Raw genomic sequence first — 16025 nt, forward strand, 5'->3', positions numbered from 1 at the left:
TGCCGCTTATGTCTCGGCCAAGGGCCACGCTTTCGTCGACCGGGCGCTCTATCTGCCCAAGAGCTGGACCGCTGACCCGGTACGCCTGGCGGCCGCGCATGTGCCGGAGGGTACGGCTTTCGCGACCAAGCCGGCGCCGGCGGTGAAGATGATCGAACGCGCGATCGCAGCCGGTATGCCGTTCGCCTGGGTCGCGGCAGATGCGGTCTACGGCGTCGGCGACATCGAGCAGGTGCTGCGCCGTGCCGGCAAGGGCTATGTGCTGGGCGTGAAGAGGGACCATCGCTTCGGCTCATGGGGCGACAAGCCGGTCGTCGCGGACACCGCCGCGCAGATCGCAAATAACTTCGATCCGGCTGCTTGGCAGCGTCTGTCGGCGGGCAAAGGCACCAAGGGCGAGCGCTTTTACGACTGGGCCTACTTCGAACTCGCCGACCTCGAAGCCGACGAATACGTCGATGGCGCAATCGGGATATGGACCAGAGGCCTGTTGATCCGCCGCCACGTCGTCGGCGACAACCTTGCTTTCTTCACCACCTGATGTCCCGCCGGCACGAGCATCGAAACCCTGGTCAGCGTGGAAGGGCATCGCTGGGCCATCGAGGACAGCTTCGAAACCGCCAAGAACGAACCTGGCCTCGACCACAACGAGACACGTTCCTGGCATGGCTGGCACTGGCACGTCTCGCTCGTCATGCTGGCCTTCGCGATGTTGGCGGCCATCCGCACCCGCGCCAATGCCACGCCCCCAAAAAGAGCGTGGACCAGACCACGGAGCTGATCCGCTGGTCCGCCCAGGAAATCCGCCGTGTCGTCATCAGCTGGCCCAGCGGCGCATCTAGCCTCGTCACATCATCGCCTGGTCCTGCTGGCGACGCGCCCATCAAGCCGCCGCCCGACGGGCACATATTCGATCAAAAACGCAACTGTAATGCTATAACACCCTGCTTCTCGGTCATGCCGTTACGGCCCGGCGTCGCGAAGAGCTTGATACCCTTGACCACCTTCTCGCCCATATCTCGCCGCTCGGTTGGGCGCATATCCTATTAACCGGCAATGCTGCGAACCGCAGTGCTTCCCCTTGGAGGGCAGTGCGCTGATCCACAGGCGTGGGCCATGGCGTAGATTTTAAGCTGTCGAATATGCCACGCTCGAATGGGTCGACTGGTTCAACCATCGTCGTCTGCTCGAGTCCATCGACAACGTCTCGCCTGTCGAAGGCGACGATCAATATGATGCTGCCACGGACAACATCGATATGACAGCGTGGATTCACAATACATGGCCTCCGGCAAACCCGGGGCAGCTTATTCCTCAGGCGTTTAGGGGGCAAAGACACGTGGTTACTGCCTCGCTTTCTCCAGCGGAGGCCGTGCTGGAGGCATGAGGGTAGTCCGGGCGGAACACGGTGAGGGTGTTCGCGCCGTCCGCTGACGATACGGCAGGTTTCAGGGGGCGGTGGCGACCGGGATGCCGACGCGGCCGCGAGTGGCTTGCCATCATCGGCAGCGCCAGCGGCGCGCACAGCGATGCGAGCCCAATCACGGACTACGTCAGTTATCCTTGAAGGCGCGTGACATCTGATCGGCCAATGGCTTCGTCAGATAGGTAATCATAGCCCGGTGGCCCGTCCGAATGAACACCTCGGCGGGCATGCCGGGTTTGAGCACCATCTCGGGATGGCGCTTTATCTCGCTCGGATCGATCCGTATGCGCACCTCGTAGAAGCTTTGATGCGTATCGGACTGCGTAGTCCGCTCTGCTGCGACGAACTCGACGCGACCGGCGATCTCGGGCGTGGTGCGGCTGTTGAACGCGCTGAAGCGAATATGCACCTGTTGCCCCGCTCGAACCTGATCGATGTCGGTGGGAGAGATTGCGGCTTCCACCGTAAGCCGGTCGCGGTCCGGAACGATCTCCATGATCGTCTCAGCGGGACGGACAACGTCGTCGGTCGCGGTCAGCGTGAGCTTGTCGACGATCCCGGCATAAGGTGCGCGGATCAGACTGCGGCGATCCGCCTCGTCGGCGTTCACATGGCGCATGCGCTGCTCGTTGATGGCGTTGCCGATGGCCGCGAATTGCGTGCCCGCTTCGGCGCGGCGGGTTTCGGCGAGCGAGAGCATTTGCTGGCGGGTTTCGGTGATTCGGGCCGAAGCTTGCGCGATCTGTGCTTCCAGCGACGCGATCTGGCCCTCCATCTCAACGGCGGTCCGCTCGAGCTGGTTCAGCCGGCCGATGGTGACTAGGCCCCTGTCCCATAAGTCCTTTACACCCTTCAGTTCGGGCGCGATCAGGCGCTGTTCCTTGTGTAGCGCTGCGATCTGCGCGCGCATGCTGGCGATCTGCCGGTCGCTCTGGACGATCCGCGCCTGCAACTGGCCGCGCTGCTCTGTCATTTCGTTTTGCCGAATGACGAAAAGACGGGCCTCGTTTCGCATCGCCGTTTGGGCGAGCGGATCGGTGCTGCCGGTTAGTTCCGATGGGAAGCGGACCCGGGGTAGCCCAAGGCGCTCGGCATCGAGCCGCGCGCGCTGGGCCAGCAACTGGCTGACGGTGAGCGAGGTCATGGCGCGCTCGGTCCCCCAAACGGCATTGTCGAGTCGCACCAGCGGCTGGCCTTGGGAAACGTGGTCCCCGTTGGTCACGAGAATCTGCGCCACGGTGCCGCCAATCGGGTGGGCGATCCGCTTGACCCGGGACTCTGCGCCTACTTGCCCGCTTCCAATCACCGCGCCGCCAATGGGCACGAAGCCCAGGCCGACGATGGCAACAAGGGCAAGGCCGCCAAGGCCGAGCACGGCGGCGCGCAAGTGACGGCGCAATCTCAGGCCCGGGTTGTGGTCGGCAGCGGCCCAGGGCAAGTCGCCAAGGCCGGACGGCATCGCGATCGTCATCGTCCGCTCTCCGTAACGGCGGTCACAGGCGCGGCAGGACCGGCAAGACGGCGCAAGACATCCTCGCGCTCGCCGAAGGTTTCGGCCCGGCCCTCGCGCATGATCAGCACGTGGCTGACTTGCGCCAGGGCGGAGGGACGGTGGGCGACGATCACCGCGATGCCGCCGCGTCCGCGCACACCGGCGATGGCCCGCGCCAGCGCAGCGTCACCCTCGGCATCCAGATTGGAGTTGGGCTCGTCTAGCACCACCAGGAACGGGTCGCCGTAAAGCGCCCGCGCCAAGCCGATACGCTGGCGCTGGCCGGCCGAGAGGCTGCCGCCATCCTCTCCCACTTGCGTCTCATAGCCTTCAGGAAACTTCACGACCATCTCGTGGATACCGGCCGCCCGTGCCGCAGCGATAACCGCCTCGGACGAGGCACCCGGGTCGAAGCGAGCGATATTGGCCGCGATCGATCCGTCGATCAGTTCCACGGCCTGCGGTAGGTAGCCGATCGCGGCGCCGAGCCTGTCGGGTTCCCATTGGTCGAGCGTGGCGCCATCGAGGCGGACAGTGCCGCGCGTGGGTCGCCACACGCCGATGAGCGCCCGGGCCAGCGAGGTCTTGCCGGCCGCACTCGGGCCGATCACGCCCAGTGCCTGACCTGCCCTGAGATTCAGGTCGAGCGCGGCGATGGCGATCCTTTGGCTGCCCGGAGGCATCAGGGTCAACTGCGAGACGACGAGATCACGGTAGGGCAGGGGCAGAGCGACGCCTGCCGCCTGGGGCGGCGGAACCTTGGCGAGGATGTCGGCAAGCCGACGCCAACCGTTGCGCGCCGCGCCGAAGCCCCGCCAGTTGGCGATCGCCGCATCGACCGGCGCGAGCGCGCGGCCCCCGATAAGGGACGAGGCGAAGACAACGCCCGCGCTGGCTTTCCCGTCGATGACGAGCACCGCACCGACTGTTACCAGAGAGGATTGCAGGATAAGCCGCAGCACTCGGCCGATTCCTGCGAAAAGCCCGATGTTGCCAGCCAGTAGGCGGGTGGCGCCGTGATAGGCGTGGTTGATCTGCTCCCAGCGCAGCCGCATTCGCTCGCGCATGCCGAGCGCGGCGAGAACCTCGGCATGGCGCAGGTTTCCCTCGGCCATGCCGTTCCGCCACGCGGCAATGCGCGCCATGTCGCGCGTCGCCTCGCGCGTGGTGCGATCGGTCAGTACAGCCAGGGCGATCAGGATCGCAGCGCCCGCCAGCGCCGTCAGTGCCAGATAGGGATGCAGCAGGAACAGCATGGCCATGAAGAACACGATCCACGGCATATCGATCAGCGCGGCGAGCCCGGCGGAGGACAGCCAGTTGCGAACCGCGTCCAGATCGCGCATCGGCGTCAGCCCGTCGCCCCCCCCGGCGGTACGATGCAGGGCCATCTCGCTCATGGCGTGCTGGATTCTGGGCGAGAGCGCACGGTCCAGCCCGGTGCCGACATCGGCGAGGATCCGCTGACGCAAGAAGTCGAAGAAGCCTTGGAAAATATAGGCAAGCAGAACCATCACGAAGAGGCCGACCAGCGTCGGGATGCTCCGGCTCGGCAGCACGGAATCATACACCATCATCATGTAGATCGAGCCGCCCAGCGTCAGCACGTTGAGCATCGCGCTGAGCGCCGCGACACCCCACAGCGCCCGGCGGAACGGACGCAAGGCAGCGCGCAGTTCGCCGGATCGCGGGGGGCTTACCATCGGGCGACCAGACAGGGCAGGTGCGGTGCGGATACCGGCGCGATCCAGGCCGCCGGACGGCAGGAGCGCAAGGCAAGATCATGAAAACGCCCGAAAACACAGGCGGTCATGGGAAAACCGGATCGAGATTGCACCACTATAGCCCCCTGATGTGGCAGGTATATCGAATAGCGTCGGGTATCAACACGCATGGGGTGGAAGTGTGTGCGATCGGCAAGAACCCGCGAGCCGTTTATTGCGCGCATATTGTCGATCCGGGGCGATATGAGTGAAAATATTCAATAAGAACAATTATTTGTGATAGACAACGATAGGTCTATTCATCGCAAATATATATGAGCCATCAAGTAAAACGCCTTCTCCATCTGCGTATATATTGATAACAACTGTCGCCAATCATGAACTTGGGGTGCGGGGGCATATCATGGCGGATTTCACGGGCGGTGTGGGCAATGACACGTACATTGGAACGGAAGATGCCGATTCGATCTATGGCGGAGCCGGTAATGACAATCTGAACGGCGCCGGCGGCGATGATTCGATCTACGGGGAAGCCGGGCGGGATACGCTTGTCGGCGGAGCCGGCAACGATCTCGTCGTGGGCGGTGCGGGCAATGATAGCCTGAGCGGGGGCGACGGCGACGATGTGATCGTCGGTGGCGACCTCGGGAATGGTCCCGGCCTTATCACCGAGCAGGACAGCCTGTCGGGTGGCAACGGCAACGATTTCCTGGTCGCGGGCGCCTATGACAGTATCTCCGGCGGATCGGGCATCGATACGTTGATGCTCGACCTCGCTGGCGCGACCGCCGGGGTGACGTTGAACCTGACCGCGGCCTTCAGTGGCGGCACGACGACGCTGCTGGGCAAGTCGATCAGCAGTCTTGAGCAATACCAGTGGATCGGCGGGACCGGTTTTGCTGATACGATCACCGTAGGCAACGCGACCGAGGTAAATTCCTACAACGGCTCCTATTACTACTACGGCCAAGGGGTTTCAGGCGGCGACGGCAACGACGTGCTGACCGGTGGCTCGGCGGCCAATACCCTGCGGGGCGATGCCGGCGACGATACGCTCAACGGCCTTGGCGGCGACGACACTCTTTACGGCGGCAGCGGCAACGACATCGCCCATGGCGGCGACGGTAATGACTATATCTCGGACAACGACTCTTCCGAGACGTCCGGCGACGACACCTACAACGGCGATGCCGGCGATGACTACCTCTACGGCTATGCCGGCAACGACACGCTGAACGGCGGCACCGGCAACGACACCGCCTATGGCGGCGAGGGTAACGACAGCCTGAGCGGTGGCGACGGCGATGATTCGATTTATGGTGAAGTCGGAGACGATACGCTTGCTGGCGGAGCCGGCAACGATCTTGTCGTGGGCGGTGCGGGTAATGACACGCTGACCGGTGGCGATGGCAACGATGTCGTCGTGGGCCATACGAACGGCTACGACCCCGGCCCCGTTACCGATGCGGACACCCTGTCGGGCGGTGATGGGGACGATGTCCTGGTGGCGGGTGCTTATGACAGCGTATCGGGCGGAGCGGGTACCGACACGTTGATGCTCGACCTTGCTGGCGCGACCGCCGGAGTGACGTTGAACCTGACCGCCGCTTTTACCGGCGGTACGACGACGCTGCTGGGCAAGTCGATCGGCGGCCTTGAGCAATACCAGTGGATCGGCGGGACCGGTTTTGCCGATACGATTATCGTAGGCGACGCGGCCGAGGTATATCAGTACAACTATTACTACGGTTATTACCGCCAAGGGGTTTCGGGCGGCGATGGTAACGACGTGCTGACCGGCGGTTCGGCAGCCAACACCCTGTGGGGCGACGGTGGCGACGATACGCTTAACGGCCTCGGCGGCGACGACACTCTTTATGGTGGTAGCGGCAACGACATCGCCCATGGCGGCAACGGCAACGACTATATCTCGGACAACGACTACTCGGAAACATCCGGCGACGACACTTACAACGGCGATGCCGGTGATGACTACCTCTACGGCTATGCCGGCAACGACACGCTGAACGGCGGCAGCGGCAACGACACCGCCTATGGCGGCGACGGCAACGACGTCATTGACGGCGGTACCGAGAACGACGCGCTGCATGGCGATGCGGGAGACGACAGCGTCACCGGCGGCACGGGTGACGACTATCTTGCGGGCGGAGCCGGCAATGACACCGTAAGCGGAGGTGACGGCAACGATGTCGTCATGGGCTATGCCGACAGCTACGAACCCGGCCCCGTTACCGATGCGGACATCCTGTCGGGCGGCGATGGTGACGATCTTCTGGTGGCGGGTGCCTATGACAGCATCTCGGGCGGAGCGGGTACCGACACCCTAATGCTCGCTCTTGCCGGCGCGACCGCTGGAGTGACGCTCGATCTGACCGCTGCCTTCAGCGGCGGCACGACGATGCTGCTGGGCAAGTCGATCACCGGCCTTGAGCAATACCAGTCGATCGGCGGGACCGATTTCGCCGATACCATCACCGTAGGCGACGCGGCCGAAGTATATCAGTACAACTACTACGGTTACTACCGCCAAGGGGTTTCGGGCGGCGACGGCAACGACGTGCTGACCGGCGGATCGGGAGCCAATACCCTGCGGGGCGATGCTGGCGACGATACGCTCAACGGCCTCGGTGGTGACGACTATCTTCATGGCGGCAGCGGCAACGACATCGCCCATGGCGGTGACGGCAACGACTATATCTCGGACGATGACAATTACCAGACATCCGGGGACGACACCTACAACGGCGATGCCGGCGATGACCAACTCCATGGCTATTCCGGCAACGACACGCTGAACGGCGGCAGCGGCAACGACATTGCTTATGGTGGCGAGGACAGCGACGTCATCGACGGCGGCACGGGTGACGACAACCTTGTGGGCGGAACCGGTAATGACACCGTAAGCGGAGGCGACGGCAACGATGTCGTCGTGGGCTATGCGGACGGCTATGATCCCGGCTCCATTACCGATGCAGACACCCTGTCAGGCGGCGATGGCGACGATGTCCTGGTGGCGGGTGCCTATGACAGCGTATCGGGCGGAGCGGGTACCGACACCCTGATCCTCAATCTCTACGGCGCCGCGTCGGGGGTGACGCTGGATCTGGCGGCGGCTTTTGCCGGTGGCACGACCACCCTGTTCGAAAAGTCCATCGACGGCGTCGAGCAGTATCAATGGATAAGCGGAACCGCATTCGCCGACGTCATCACCGTCGGCGATGCCTCGCAAGTCTATGCCTACGGTACCTACCAAGGCGTCTCGGGTCGTGAAGGCAACGATACGCTGATCGGGGGCTCGGCGGCCAACACTCTTTGGGGCGATGCCGGGGACGACACGTTGTACGGCCTGGGCGGCGATGACACGCTTTATGGCAGTGAAGGCAACGACGTCGCCTATGGCGGCGACGGCAACGACTTTATCTCCGATTACTTCAACGACACCTCCGGGAACGACGTATTCTTCGGCGAAGCCGGCGACGACCAACTCTACGGCTATATCGGCAACGACACGCTCGATGGCGGGACCGGCAACGACGTTATCGTCGGGGGCGAGGGCAATGATACCGTTGACGGGGGAAGCGGTGACGACGTTCTGCATGGCGAGGCCGGGACCGATACGCTGAGCTATGCCACGGCAAGCGCGGGCGTCACCGTTACGCTGGCCTCTCAGGATGCCTACACCGACACCATCGGCGCGGGTGTCGACTATATCAGCGGGTTCGAGAACCTGCTCGGCTCGGCGTTCAACGACACTCTGATCGGCGATGCCAACGCCAACGTCATCGAAGGCGGCGCAGGCAACGACATCCTGAACGGCGGTGCCGGAACCGACACGGCTTCCTACGCCGGCGCGAGCGCCGGAGTCACCGTGAACCTGTCGCTCACCACCACGCAGGCCACCGGCGGCGCGGGCAATGATCGCCTCTCCAGCTTCGAGCGGCTGACCGGATCGGCGTTCGACGACGTTCTTACCGGCAACACCGGCTCGAACACGCTGTCGGGCGGGGCCGGCAACGACATTCTCGACGGCGGTGCGGGCAACGATGCCCTGATCGGCGGCACGGGCACCGACACCGCGTCCTACGCCTCGGCCGCCTCGGCGGTGACGGTCAGCCTCGCGCTCACGACATTGCAGGCGACCGGCGGTGCCGGCAGCGATACGCTGGCCACGATCGAGAACCTGCTCGGCTCGGCGTTCAACGACACGCTGACCGGCGACGGCGGTGCCAACACCATCGAGGGCGGCGCGGGCGACGACCTACTCTCCGGCGGTGCTGGGATCGACACCGCCTCCTATACGGGTGCGGGCGCGGGCGTGACGGCCAGCCTTGCCATGGCGGGAGCGCAGGCGACCGGCGGCGCGGGGACCGATACGCTGACCGCCTTCGAGAACCTGCTCGGTTCGGCCTTCGCTGATACGCTGACCGGCGATGGCGGTGCCAACGTGCTGACGGGCGGGGCGGGCAACGACCTGCTCGATGGCGGCATGGGCAACGACATCCTCGACGGCGGCGCGGGCGAGGATACCGCCACCTATGCGGCGTCGACGGGTGCGGTGAGCGTCAACCTCACCACCGGTATCGCGACGGGCGGCATGGGCAACGATAGCCTGACCGGCATCGAAAAGGTGATCGGCTCCGGCTTCGCCGACGTCCTCACCGGCAACGCCGCTGCGAACACCCTGGTCGGTGGCGACGGCGACGACACGCTGGAAGGCGTGGGCGGCAACGACATTCTCGACGGCGGCATCGGCAACGACACGGCCAGCTATGGCATGGCGACGAGCGGCGTCAGCGTCAGCCTCGCGGTGGCCGGCACCGACACGCTGATCTCGATCGAGAATCTCGCCGGATCGTCCTTTGCGGATACGCTGACCGGCGATGCCGGGGCAAACGTGCTGACCGGTGGAGCGAGCAACGACGTGCTCGATGGCGGCGCGGGCAACGATACCCTCGACGGCGGAGCCGACATCGACACCGCGACCTATGCGAACGCATTGGCGGGCGTCACCGTCAGCCTCGCGGTAGCGGGCGCGCAGGCGACCGGCGGCGCCGGCAACGACACCCTCGTTTCCATCGAGAACCTGATCGGGACAGCCTTCGCCGATACGCTTGTCGGCAGCGCGGGCGACAACCTGCTGGCAGGCGGGGCGGGCAACGACGTGCTCGACGGCGGCGCTGGCAACGACGTGCTCGACGGCGGTGCCGACACCGACACCGCCAGCTACGCTTCGGCGGCGGCAGGCGTGACGGTCGATCTGGGCCTTGCCGGTGCGCAGAACACCGTGGGTGCCGGCTTCGATACCCTGATCGGCATCGAGAACGTCACCGGATCGGCGTTCAACGACATTATCTCTGGCAACGGCGGCAGCAACGTCCTGGTGGGCGGAAGCGGCACCGATACCGTGAGCTATGCGGGCGCGGCGGCCGCAGTGACAGTCTCACTGTCGACCTCGTCGGCCCAGAACACTGGCGGGGCGGGTACCGATACCCTCTCGGGTTTCGAGAATCTGACGGGCTCGGCCTTCGACGACGTGCTGACCGGCAGCGCCGGTTCCAATATCCTGACCGGCGGCAACGGCAACGACACGCTCAACGGCGGGTCCGGCAACGACCGGCTCGACGGCGGCACCGGCACCGACACCGCAACCTATTCCACCACGGCATCCGCAGTCACCGTCAGCCTGGCGGTGACCACCGCGCAGGCCACCGGGGGTGCGGGCAATGATACGCTGGTGAGCATCGAGAACCTGATCGGTTCGGCCTACAATGACACGCTGACCGGCAATGCGAGCAACAACGTGCTGACCGGCGGCCTGGGCAACGACGTGCTGGATGGTGGCACCGGCAACGACACCGCTTCTTACGGTTCGGCCACCGCAGGCGTGACCGTCAGCCTTGCCGTCACCGGGGCGCAGAACACCGGAGCGGCCGGCGTCGATACGCTGCTCGGCATCGAGCGGCTGACCGGATCGGCCTACGAGGACACGCTGACCGGCGATGGCGGTGCCAACATGCTCATCGGGGGCAGCGGCAACGACTGGCTCGATGGCGGCGCGGGTGACGATACCCTGCAAGGCGATAACGGTATCGACACTGCGAGCTATGCCTCCGCAGCTTCGGCCGTCACCGTGAATCTGGGCCTCACCACGGCGCAGGCGACCGGCGGATCGGGCCGCGACACGCTGGCTAGCATCGAGAATCTGATCGGTTCGGCCTTCAACGACGTGTTGACCGGCAACTCGGGCAGCAACGTGCTGACCGGCGGCTTGGGCAACGACACGATCGACGGCGGTAGCGGAACCGATACCGCTTCGTACGAAACCGCGACCGGCGGGGTCGTCGTAAGGTTGGGCACCAGCACCGCGCAGGATACCGTCGGCGCGGGTGTCGATACGCTGGTCTCGATCGAAAACGTCACCGGCTCGACCTTCGACGATATCCTGACGGGCAGCAGCGGTACGAACGTGCTTGTCGGCGGCGGCGGCAACGACGTGCTGGAGGGCGCGGGCGGCAACGATACCGTCGACGGCGGGGCAGGAATCGACACCGCTTCCTATGTATCGGCGGCCTCGGCAGTGAACGTGAGCCTTGCCGTGACCACCTCGCAGGCGACTGGGGGGGCGGGCAACGACACGATCGTCAATGTCGAGAACCTGCTCGGGTCCATCTATGCCGACACCCTGACCGGCAATATGGCGGACAACGTCATCGAAGGCGGTGCCGGCAACGACGTGCTGGATGGCGGCGCCGGCAACGACACTGCATCTTACGCAAGCGCCGCTGCCGGTGTCATGGTCAGCTTGGCTACCGCCGGAACGCAAGTCACCGGCGGGGCCGGAACCGACACGCTGGCCAATTTCGAGAACCTGCTCGGTTCCGTGTTCGCGGATTCGCTGAGCGGCAATGCCGGCGCGAATACGCTGGCGGGCGGCCTGGGCGACGACAGCCTGGACGGCGGCGCGGGGAACGATCTCCTGAACGGCGGCACCGGCAGCGACACCGCTTCCTATGCCTCGGCGACGGGCGGGGTGACGGTGAGCCTTGCGCTCGCGGATGCGCAGGACACGGTCGGTGCCGGATTCGATACGCTGGTCGGCATCGAAAATCTCGTCGGCTCGGCGCAGGCGGACACCCTGACCGGCAACGACGGCGCCAACACGATCGAGGGCGGGGCGGGTAACGATACGCTGACGGGTGCCGGCGGCATCGACACCCTGTCCTACGCCTCGGCCACCGTAGGCGTGACGGTCAGCCTGGCAAGGACTACCGCGCAGGCAACCGGCGGGGCGGGCACCGATACTGTCTCCGGCTTCGAGAACGTGCTGGGCTCGGCCTTCGCGGACACGCTTACGGGCGACGCGGGTGCCAACCTGCTGACGGGGGGCGGGGGCAACGACACGTTGAACGGCGGCTTGGGTGACGACACGCTCGATGGCGGATCGGGCGTCGATATCGCCTCCTACGCTTCGGCAAGTTCCGGCGTGACGGTCAGCCTTGCGCTGGCCGGCCCGCAGGCGACGGGCGCCGGCGATGTCGACACGCTGATCTCCATCGAAGGGCTGAGCGGTTCCTCTCATGCCGACACCCTGAGCGGATCGTCGCTGGGGGACACGCTCCGGGGCCAGGGCGGCAACGACGTCCTCGACGGCGGTCTGGGTAACGATACGCTCGACGGTGGCACGGGTGACGATCTGCTCTCCGGCGGGGCGGGTAACGACACGCTGACCGGCGGCACTGGGCAGGATACGGCTACCTATGCGGGCGCGGCTTCGAGCGTCACCGTCAATCTTGCTCTGACCTCTGCTCAGAACACGATCGGCGCTGGTACCGACAAGCTGTCGGGCATCGAGAGCCTTGTGGGGTCAAACTGGGCCGACTTCCTGAGCGGCAACGCCGGTTCGAACACTCTGGAAGGCGGTGCGGGCGACGATCACCTGACGGGTACCGGCGGCGGAGACGTGCTCTTGGGAGGAGACGGCATCGACACCTTTGCCTATGGCACGATCAGCGACAGTCTGGCCGACGATGCTGACTGGATCGGCGATCTTACCGCCGACGACATCCTCGATTTCTCGGCGCTCGACGGCAACACGCTGCTCGCCGGGCGGCAGGCGCTGGTGGAAGTGGATGTCTTGTCCGGTGCCGCTGGCCAGTATGTCCTGACGTATGATGCGGACACCGATCAGAGCCAGTTCGAGGCCGATGTTGATGGGGACGGAATGGCAGACATGGTCATCCTATTCCAAGGCGATGTGACTGGCTTCGACAGTCACTGGGCTTTCGGATAGCCGTTGCCTGCTTTCGCAGCCCTTCAGTATCAGCCGGGTGCCTTCGACATCGGAGGCGCCCGGCTGATGGGCCGCCAAGCCGCGGGAGAATCGTTCCTCAAGGCTTGGACGCGATATGCCGAGGCCGATCCGCTTACCTGCTGGACTGCGAACCGCCGCCACGCCGATCAGTTCGAGCGGCAGGTCCGGGGGATGGGCGCTATGGAGCCGATCGCGGCCGCAAGCATCGATACCCTCGACCCGCTCGTACGGGCAGGTGCGCTGTGGCTAGCCGATCCGAACCTAGGCGACCACGCCTGGCTACGCAGCCGTGCGGGCGCACTGGAGCGTTGGAGCATTGTTGGGGTCACGCACACCACCGCCTCGCATTCGGTCATGGACATGATCGCCGATTTGCCGATCGCGCCCACGCAGCCTTGGGATGCCTTGATCTGCACGTCCCGTTCGGTCCGCGCGACGGTGGAGGAAGTGCTGCGCCGCCAGACCGATCATCTCAGGCAGCGTCTGGGCGCGCAGCGCTTTGACCAACCGCAGCTCCCAATCATTCCGCTCGGCGTCCATCCCGAGGATTTTGAACAAAACCCCGATAATCGCCATAGGTGGCGTGAGCATTTGGGCATCGCTCAAGGTGATGTGGCCGTGCTACAGATGGGTCGCCTTTCGTTCCATGCCAAGGCGCATCCTCTCCCGCTCTTCCTCGCGCTGGAAGCAGCAGCGGCGCGCAGCCGCATTCGTCCGCACCTGATCCTTGCCGGATGGTTCGCTAACGAGGGACAGGAGCGCCTCTTTCGCGAGACCGCGCGTCAGTATGCTCCCTCGGTCCACCTTCATGTGGTCGACGGTCGGGCGGCGGGGGTACGACGGACCATCTGGTCGGCGGCCGATATCTTCACACTGCTGGCCGACAACGTGCAGGAAACCTTCGGGCTGGCGCCGGTCGAGGCAATGGCGGCAGGGCTGCCGGTCGTGGTCAGCGACTGGGATGGGTTCAAGGACACCGTCGTACACGGTGTTCATGGCTTTCGTATCCGCACGCGCCAACCCGAAACCGGAGCGGGCGATATTATCGCTACTCGCTACGAGGTGGGACTGGACAACTACGACCTTTACGTCGGTGCGAGTTCACAAGCGATTGCGGTGGACGTCCCCGAAGCGGCTGAAGCCTTCCGACTGTTGTTCGAAGACGGGGACAGGCGCGCGCGGATGGGAGTTGCAGGGCGGGCACATGCGCACAGCAACCTGTCGTGGCGGCGTATCATTGGCCTCTACCAAGCACTCTTGCGTGACTTGGAGGATCGCCGCCGCGGCGCTGCCGTACAGGGCACGAGAGCAAGGCCGTCTCGCCTCGACCCCTTCGTTGCGTTCCGCTCCTATCCCAGCGCGGTACTCGATGGTGCTACCGAGGTCAGTGCCGCAAGCCCGGAAGTGGTGGAGCGCCTGCCGGGTATCCACGCATGCTCCGGCGCTTCCACGTTCGCCGATCTGCTGCCCACGCTCTCCGAGATGGCGGCAATCCTCAATCGCTGCCAAGAAGGTCCCACACCGGTCTTCAGGCTGCTGAACTCGGGGCTGTCTACCCCCGAAGGCAAATGCCTGCGCGGTATCGCATGGCTGCTAAAGATGAATCTGCTGGCGGTGCGATATAATGCGGATGGAGCGGCCGGCCTTGAGTAGAAGTGTCTCGGGAAATTTGAAAGTATTACCCCTCCGTTAAAGGCTGCATTGCCTTGTGCTGGCGGGTTCTGGAGGTAGCACTGGTGTCAGCGACGGTGAGATGACCCAAGTGACTGTAATTGTGGGCATGGAGCAGTGCCAGATGGGGACGGCGGAGCAGAAGCGCGCGCCAGATGTTTGGTCCCGGCGATTGATGGTGCGGGTTTGATATAAAGCGTTCCGGTTCATCCGTCCAAGCCTTGCATATGGCTTCGTAGGGTGTGAGACCGCGCAGGATTTTGAGCCGACGAGCAAAGTTGTAGGCGGCGACGAAGTCGGTCAGATGCTGGCGCAGCTGATCGTGATTTTCGTAGTGGTAGCGCTTGACGGTCGCCTCCTTGATCGTCCGGTTCATTCGCTCGACCTGACCATTGGTCCACGGGTGACGCGGCTTGGTAAGGCGGTGATCGATGTCGAGATCGGCGCAGGCGGCCTCGAAGGCGTGGCAACGGAACGGCAGCTTCTGCGCCCGCATTTCCCTGATGTCTTCGGGCGTCCAGCCATCGCCGGTCGGGTCGGTGAAGTGCGTGCCGTTGTCGGTGAGCACGGTGTGGATCCGATACGGCACGGCTGCAGCAAGGTGTCGCAGGAAGTCGCCGGCAATCCGAAAGGTGGCCTTCTCGTGCAGCTCAACGAAGGCGAACTTGGACGTCCGGTCGATCGCCACCAGCAGATAAAGAGGTGGCTCGGGGAATCTGGACAGCGGGGATAGGTGGATTGTCGATCTGACAGCGGCCATACTGACCGCGAGCAGGAGGCAAGATGAGTAAGCGACCGCGCCGGAACCACAGCCCGGCGTTCAAGGCGAAAGTGGCACTGGCCGCCGTGAGGGGTGAGAAGACGCTGGCCGAACTGGCGCAGCAGTATGAGGTGCATCCGAACCTCATCAACCAGTGGCGGGCGCGGCTGCTGGAGGGCGCGGCGGACGTGTTCAGCACGGAACCCGCCGCGGCCGAGCCGGCGATCGACGTGACAGTGCTGCACGCCAAGATCGGCCAGTTGACGCTGGCGAACGATTTTTTGGCCGGTGCGCTCGGGAAGGCCGGTCTGGCCCACGCGCAAAGCGATGATCGACCGAGGTCATGCGCTGCCACTGATCGCCCAGGCGGGGCAACTCGGGATCAGCCGCTGTAGCATCTACTATCTGCCGCGAGCCGTATCCCCGGCCGATCTGACGATCATGCGGCGGATCGACGAGTTGCGCCTGCTCTACCCGTTCGCGGGCAGCCGGATGTTGCGCGATCTGCTCCGGCAGGAGGGCACGAGGGCCGGCCGGCTGCATGTCGCGACGCTGATTGTGGATCGGCGTGGAAAAGGGACCCCGGTAGCGGGGTGATCGGCGTCGAAAAAGGACCCCTC

Annotated in this window: 4 protein-coding genes and 5 pseudogenes; 6 read left to right on the top strand and 3 right to left on the bottom strand. The window is 64.7% G+C overall.

Features of this window, described 5'->3' with window-relative positions:
• From ASE78_RS02730 to ASE78_RS19315, 3 pseudogenes are all read left to right on the top strand, one after another.
• Nucleotides 1-781 (top strand): annotated as a pseudogene (locus tag ASE78_RS02730) (IS701 family transposase); the annotation flags it as partial.
• A gap of 154 nt (nucleotides 782-935) precedes the next feature.
• Nucleotides 936-1100 (top strand): annotated as a pseudogene (locus ASE78_RS18500) (Tn3 family transposase); the annotation flags it as partial.
• Nucleotides 1097-1387 (top strand): annotated as a pseudogene (locus ASE78_RS19315) (hypothetical protein); the annotation flags it as partial. The pseudogenes ASE78_RS18500 and ASE78_RS19315, both read left to right, overlap by 4 nt.
• A 166-nt stretch (nucleotides 1388-1553) precedes the next feature.
• Here ASE78_RS19315 and ASE78_RS02735 read toward each other — a convergent pair.
• Together ASE78_RS02735 and ASE78_RS02740 are read right to left on the bottom strand one after the other, a co-directional pair.
• A complete protein-coding gene (locus tag ASE78_RS02735) occupies nucleotides 1554-2897 on the bottom strand; it encodes an HlyD family type I secretion periplasmic adaptor subunit (protein ID WP_156351257.1) in 1344 nt (447 codons plus the stop codon).
• Nucleotides 2894-4621, bottom strand: coding sequence for a type I secretion system permease/ATPase (locus ASE78_RS02740; RefSeq protein WP_056492943.1), 1728 nt, complete (start codon nucleotides 4619-4621; stop codon nucleotides 2894-2896). Before ASE78_RS02740 ends, ASE78_RS02735 begins: the two co-directional genes overlap by 4 nt.
• Before the next feature lie 424 nt (nucleotides 4622-5045).
• On the opposite strand from ASE78_RS02740, the gene ASE78_RS19835 reads away from it, so the two are divergent.
• Nucleotides 5046-12953 (top strand): M10 family metallopeptidase C-terminal domain-containing protein, encoded by a 7908-nt coding sequence (locus tag ASE78_RS19835; protein WP_056492946.1) that lies wholly within the window; start codon nucleotides 5046-5048, stop codon nucleotides 12951-12953.
• A 66-nt stretch (nucleotides 12954-13019) separates the two neighbouring features.
• Nucleotides 13020-14627, top strand: a complete 1608-nt coding sequence (locus ASE78_RS02750) for a glycosyltransferase family 4 protein (RefSeq protein WP_056492950.1) — start codon at nucleotides 13020-13022, stop codon at nucleotides 14625-14627.
• A gap of 175 nt (nucleotides 14628-14802) precedes the next feature.
• Here the strand turns inward: ASE78_RS02750 and ASE78_RS02755 are convergent.
• Nucleotides 14803-15354 (bottom strand): annotated as a pseudogene (locus ASE78_RS02755) (integrase core domain-containing protein); the annotation flags it as partial.
• 74 nt (nucleotides 15355-15428) lie between these two features.
• Between ASE78_RS02755 and ASE78_RS18145 the strand changes: the two are divergent.
• Nucleotides 15429-15963 (top strand): annotated as a pseudogene (locus ASE78_RS18145) (transposase); the annotation flags it as partial.
• Between the last annotated feature and the right edge of the window lie 62 nt (nucleotides 15964-16025).

It is taken from the genome of Sphingomonas sp. Leaf25 (assembly GCF_001421635.1).
Lineage (GTDB): Bacteria > Pseudomonadota > Alphaproteobacteria > Sphingomonadales > Sphingomonadaceae > Sphingomonas.

What these genes read in the sequence shown, in the direction of transcription:
- ASE78_RS02740 (WP_056492943.1), bottom strand. Translation starts at nt 4,621, where the DNA reads ATGGTAAGCCCCCCGCGATCCGGCGAACTGCGCGCTGCCTTGCGTCCG.
- ASE78_RS02735 (WP_156351257.1), bottom strand. Translation starts at nt 2,897, where the DNA reads ATGACGATCGCGATGCCGTCCGGCCTTGGCGACTTGCCCTGGGCCGCT.
- ASE78_RS02750 (WP_056492950.1), top strand. Translation starts at nt 13,020, where the DNA reads ATGGGCCGCCAAGCCGCGGGAGAATCGTTCCTCAAGGCTTGGACGCGA.
- ASE78_RS19835 (WP_056492946.1), top strand. Translation starts at nt 5,046, where the DNA reads ATGGCGGATTTCACGGGCGGTGTGGGCAATGACACGTACATTGGAACG.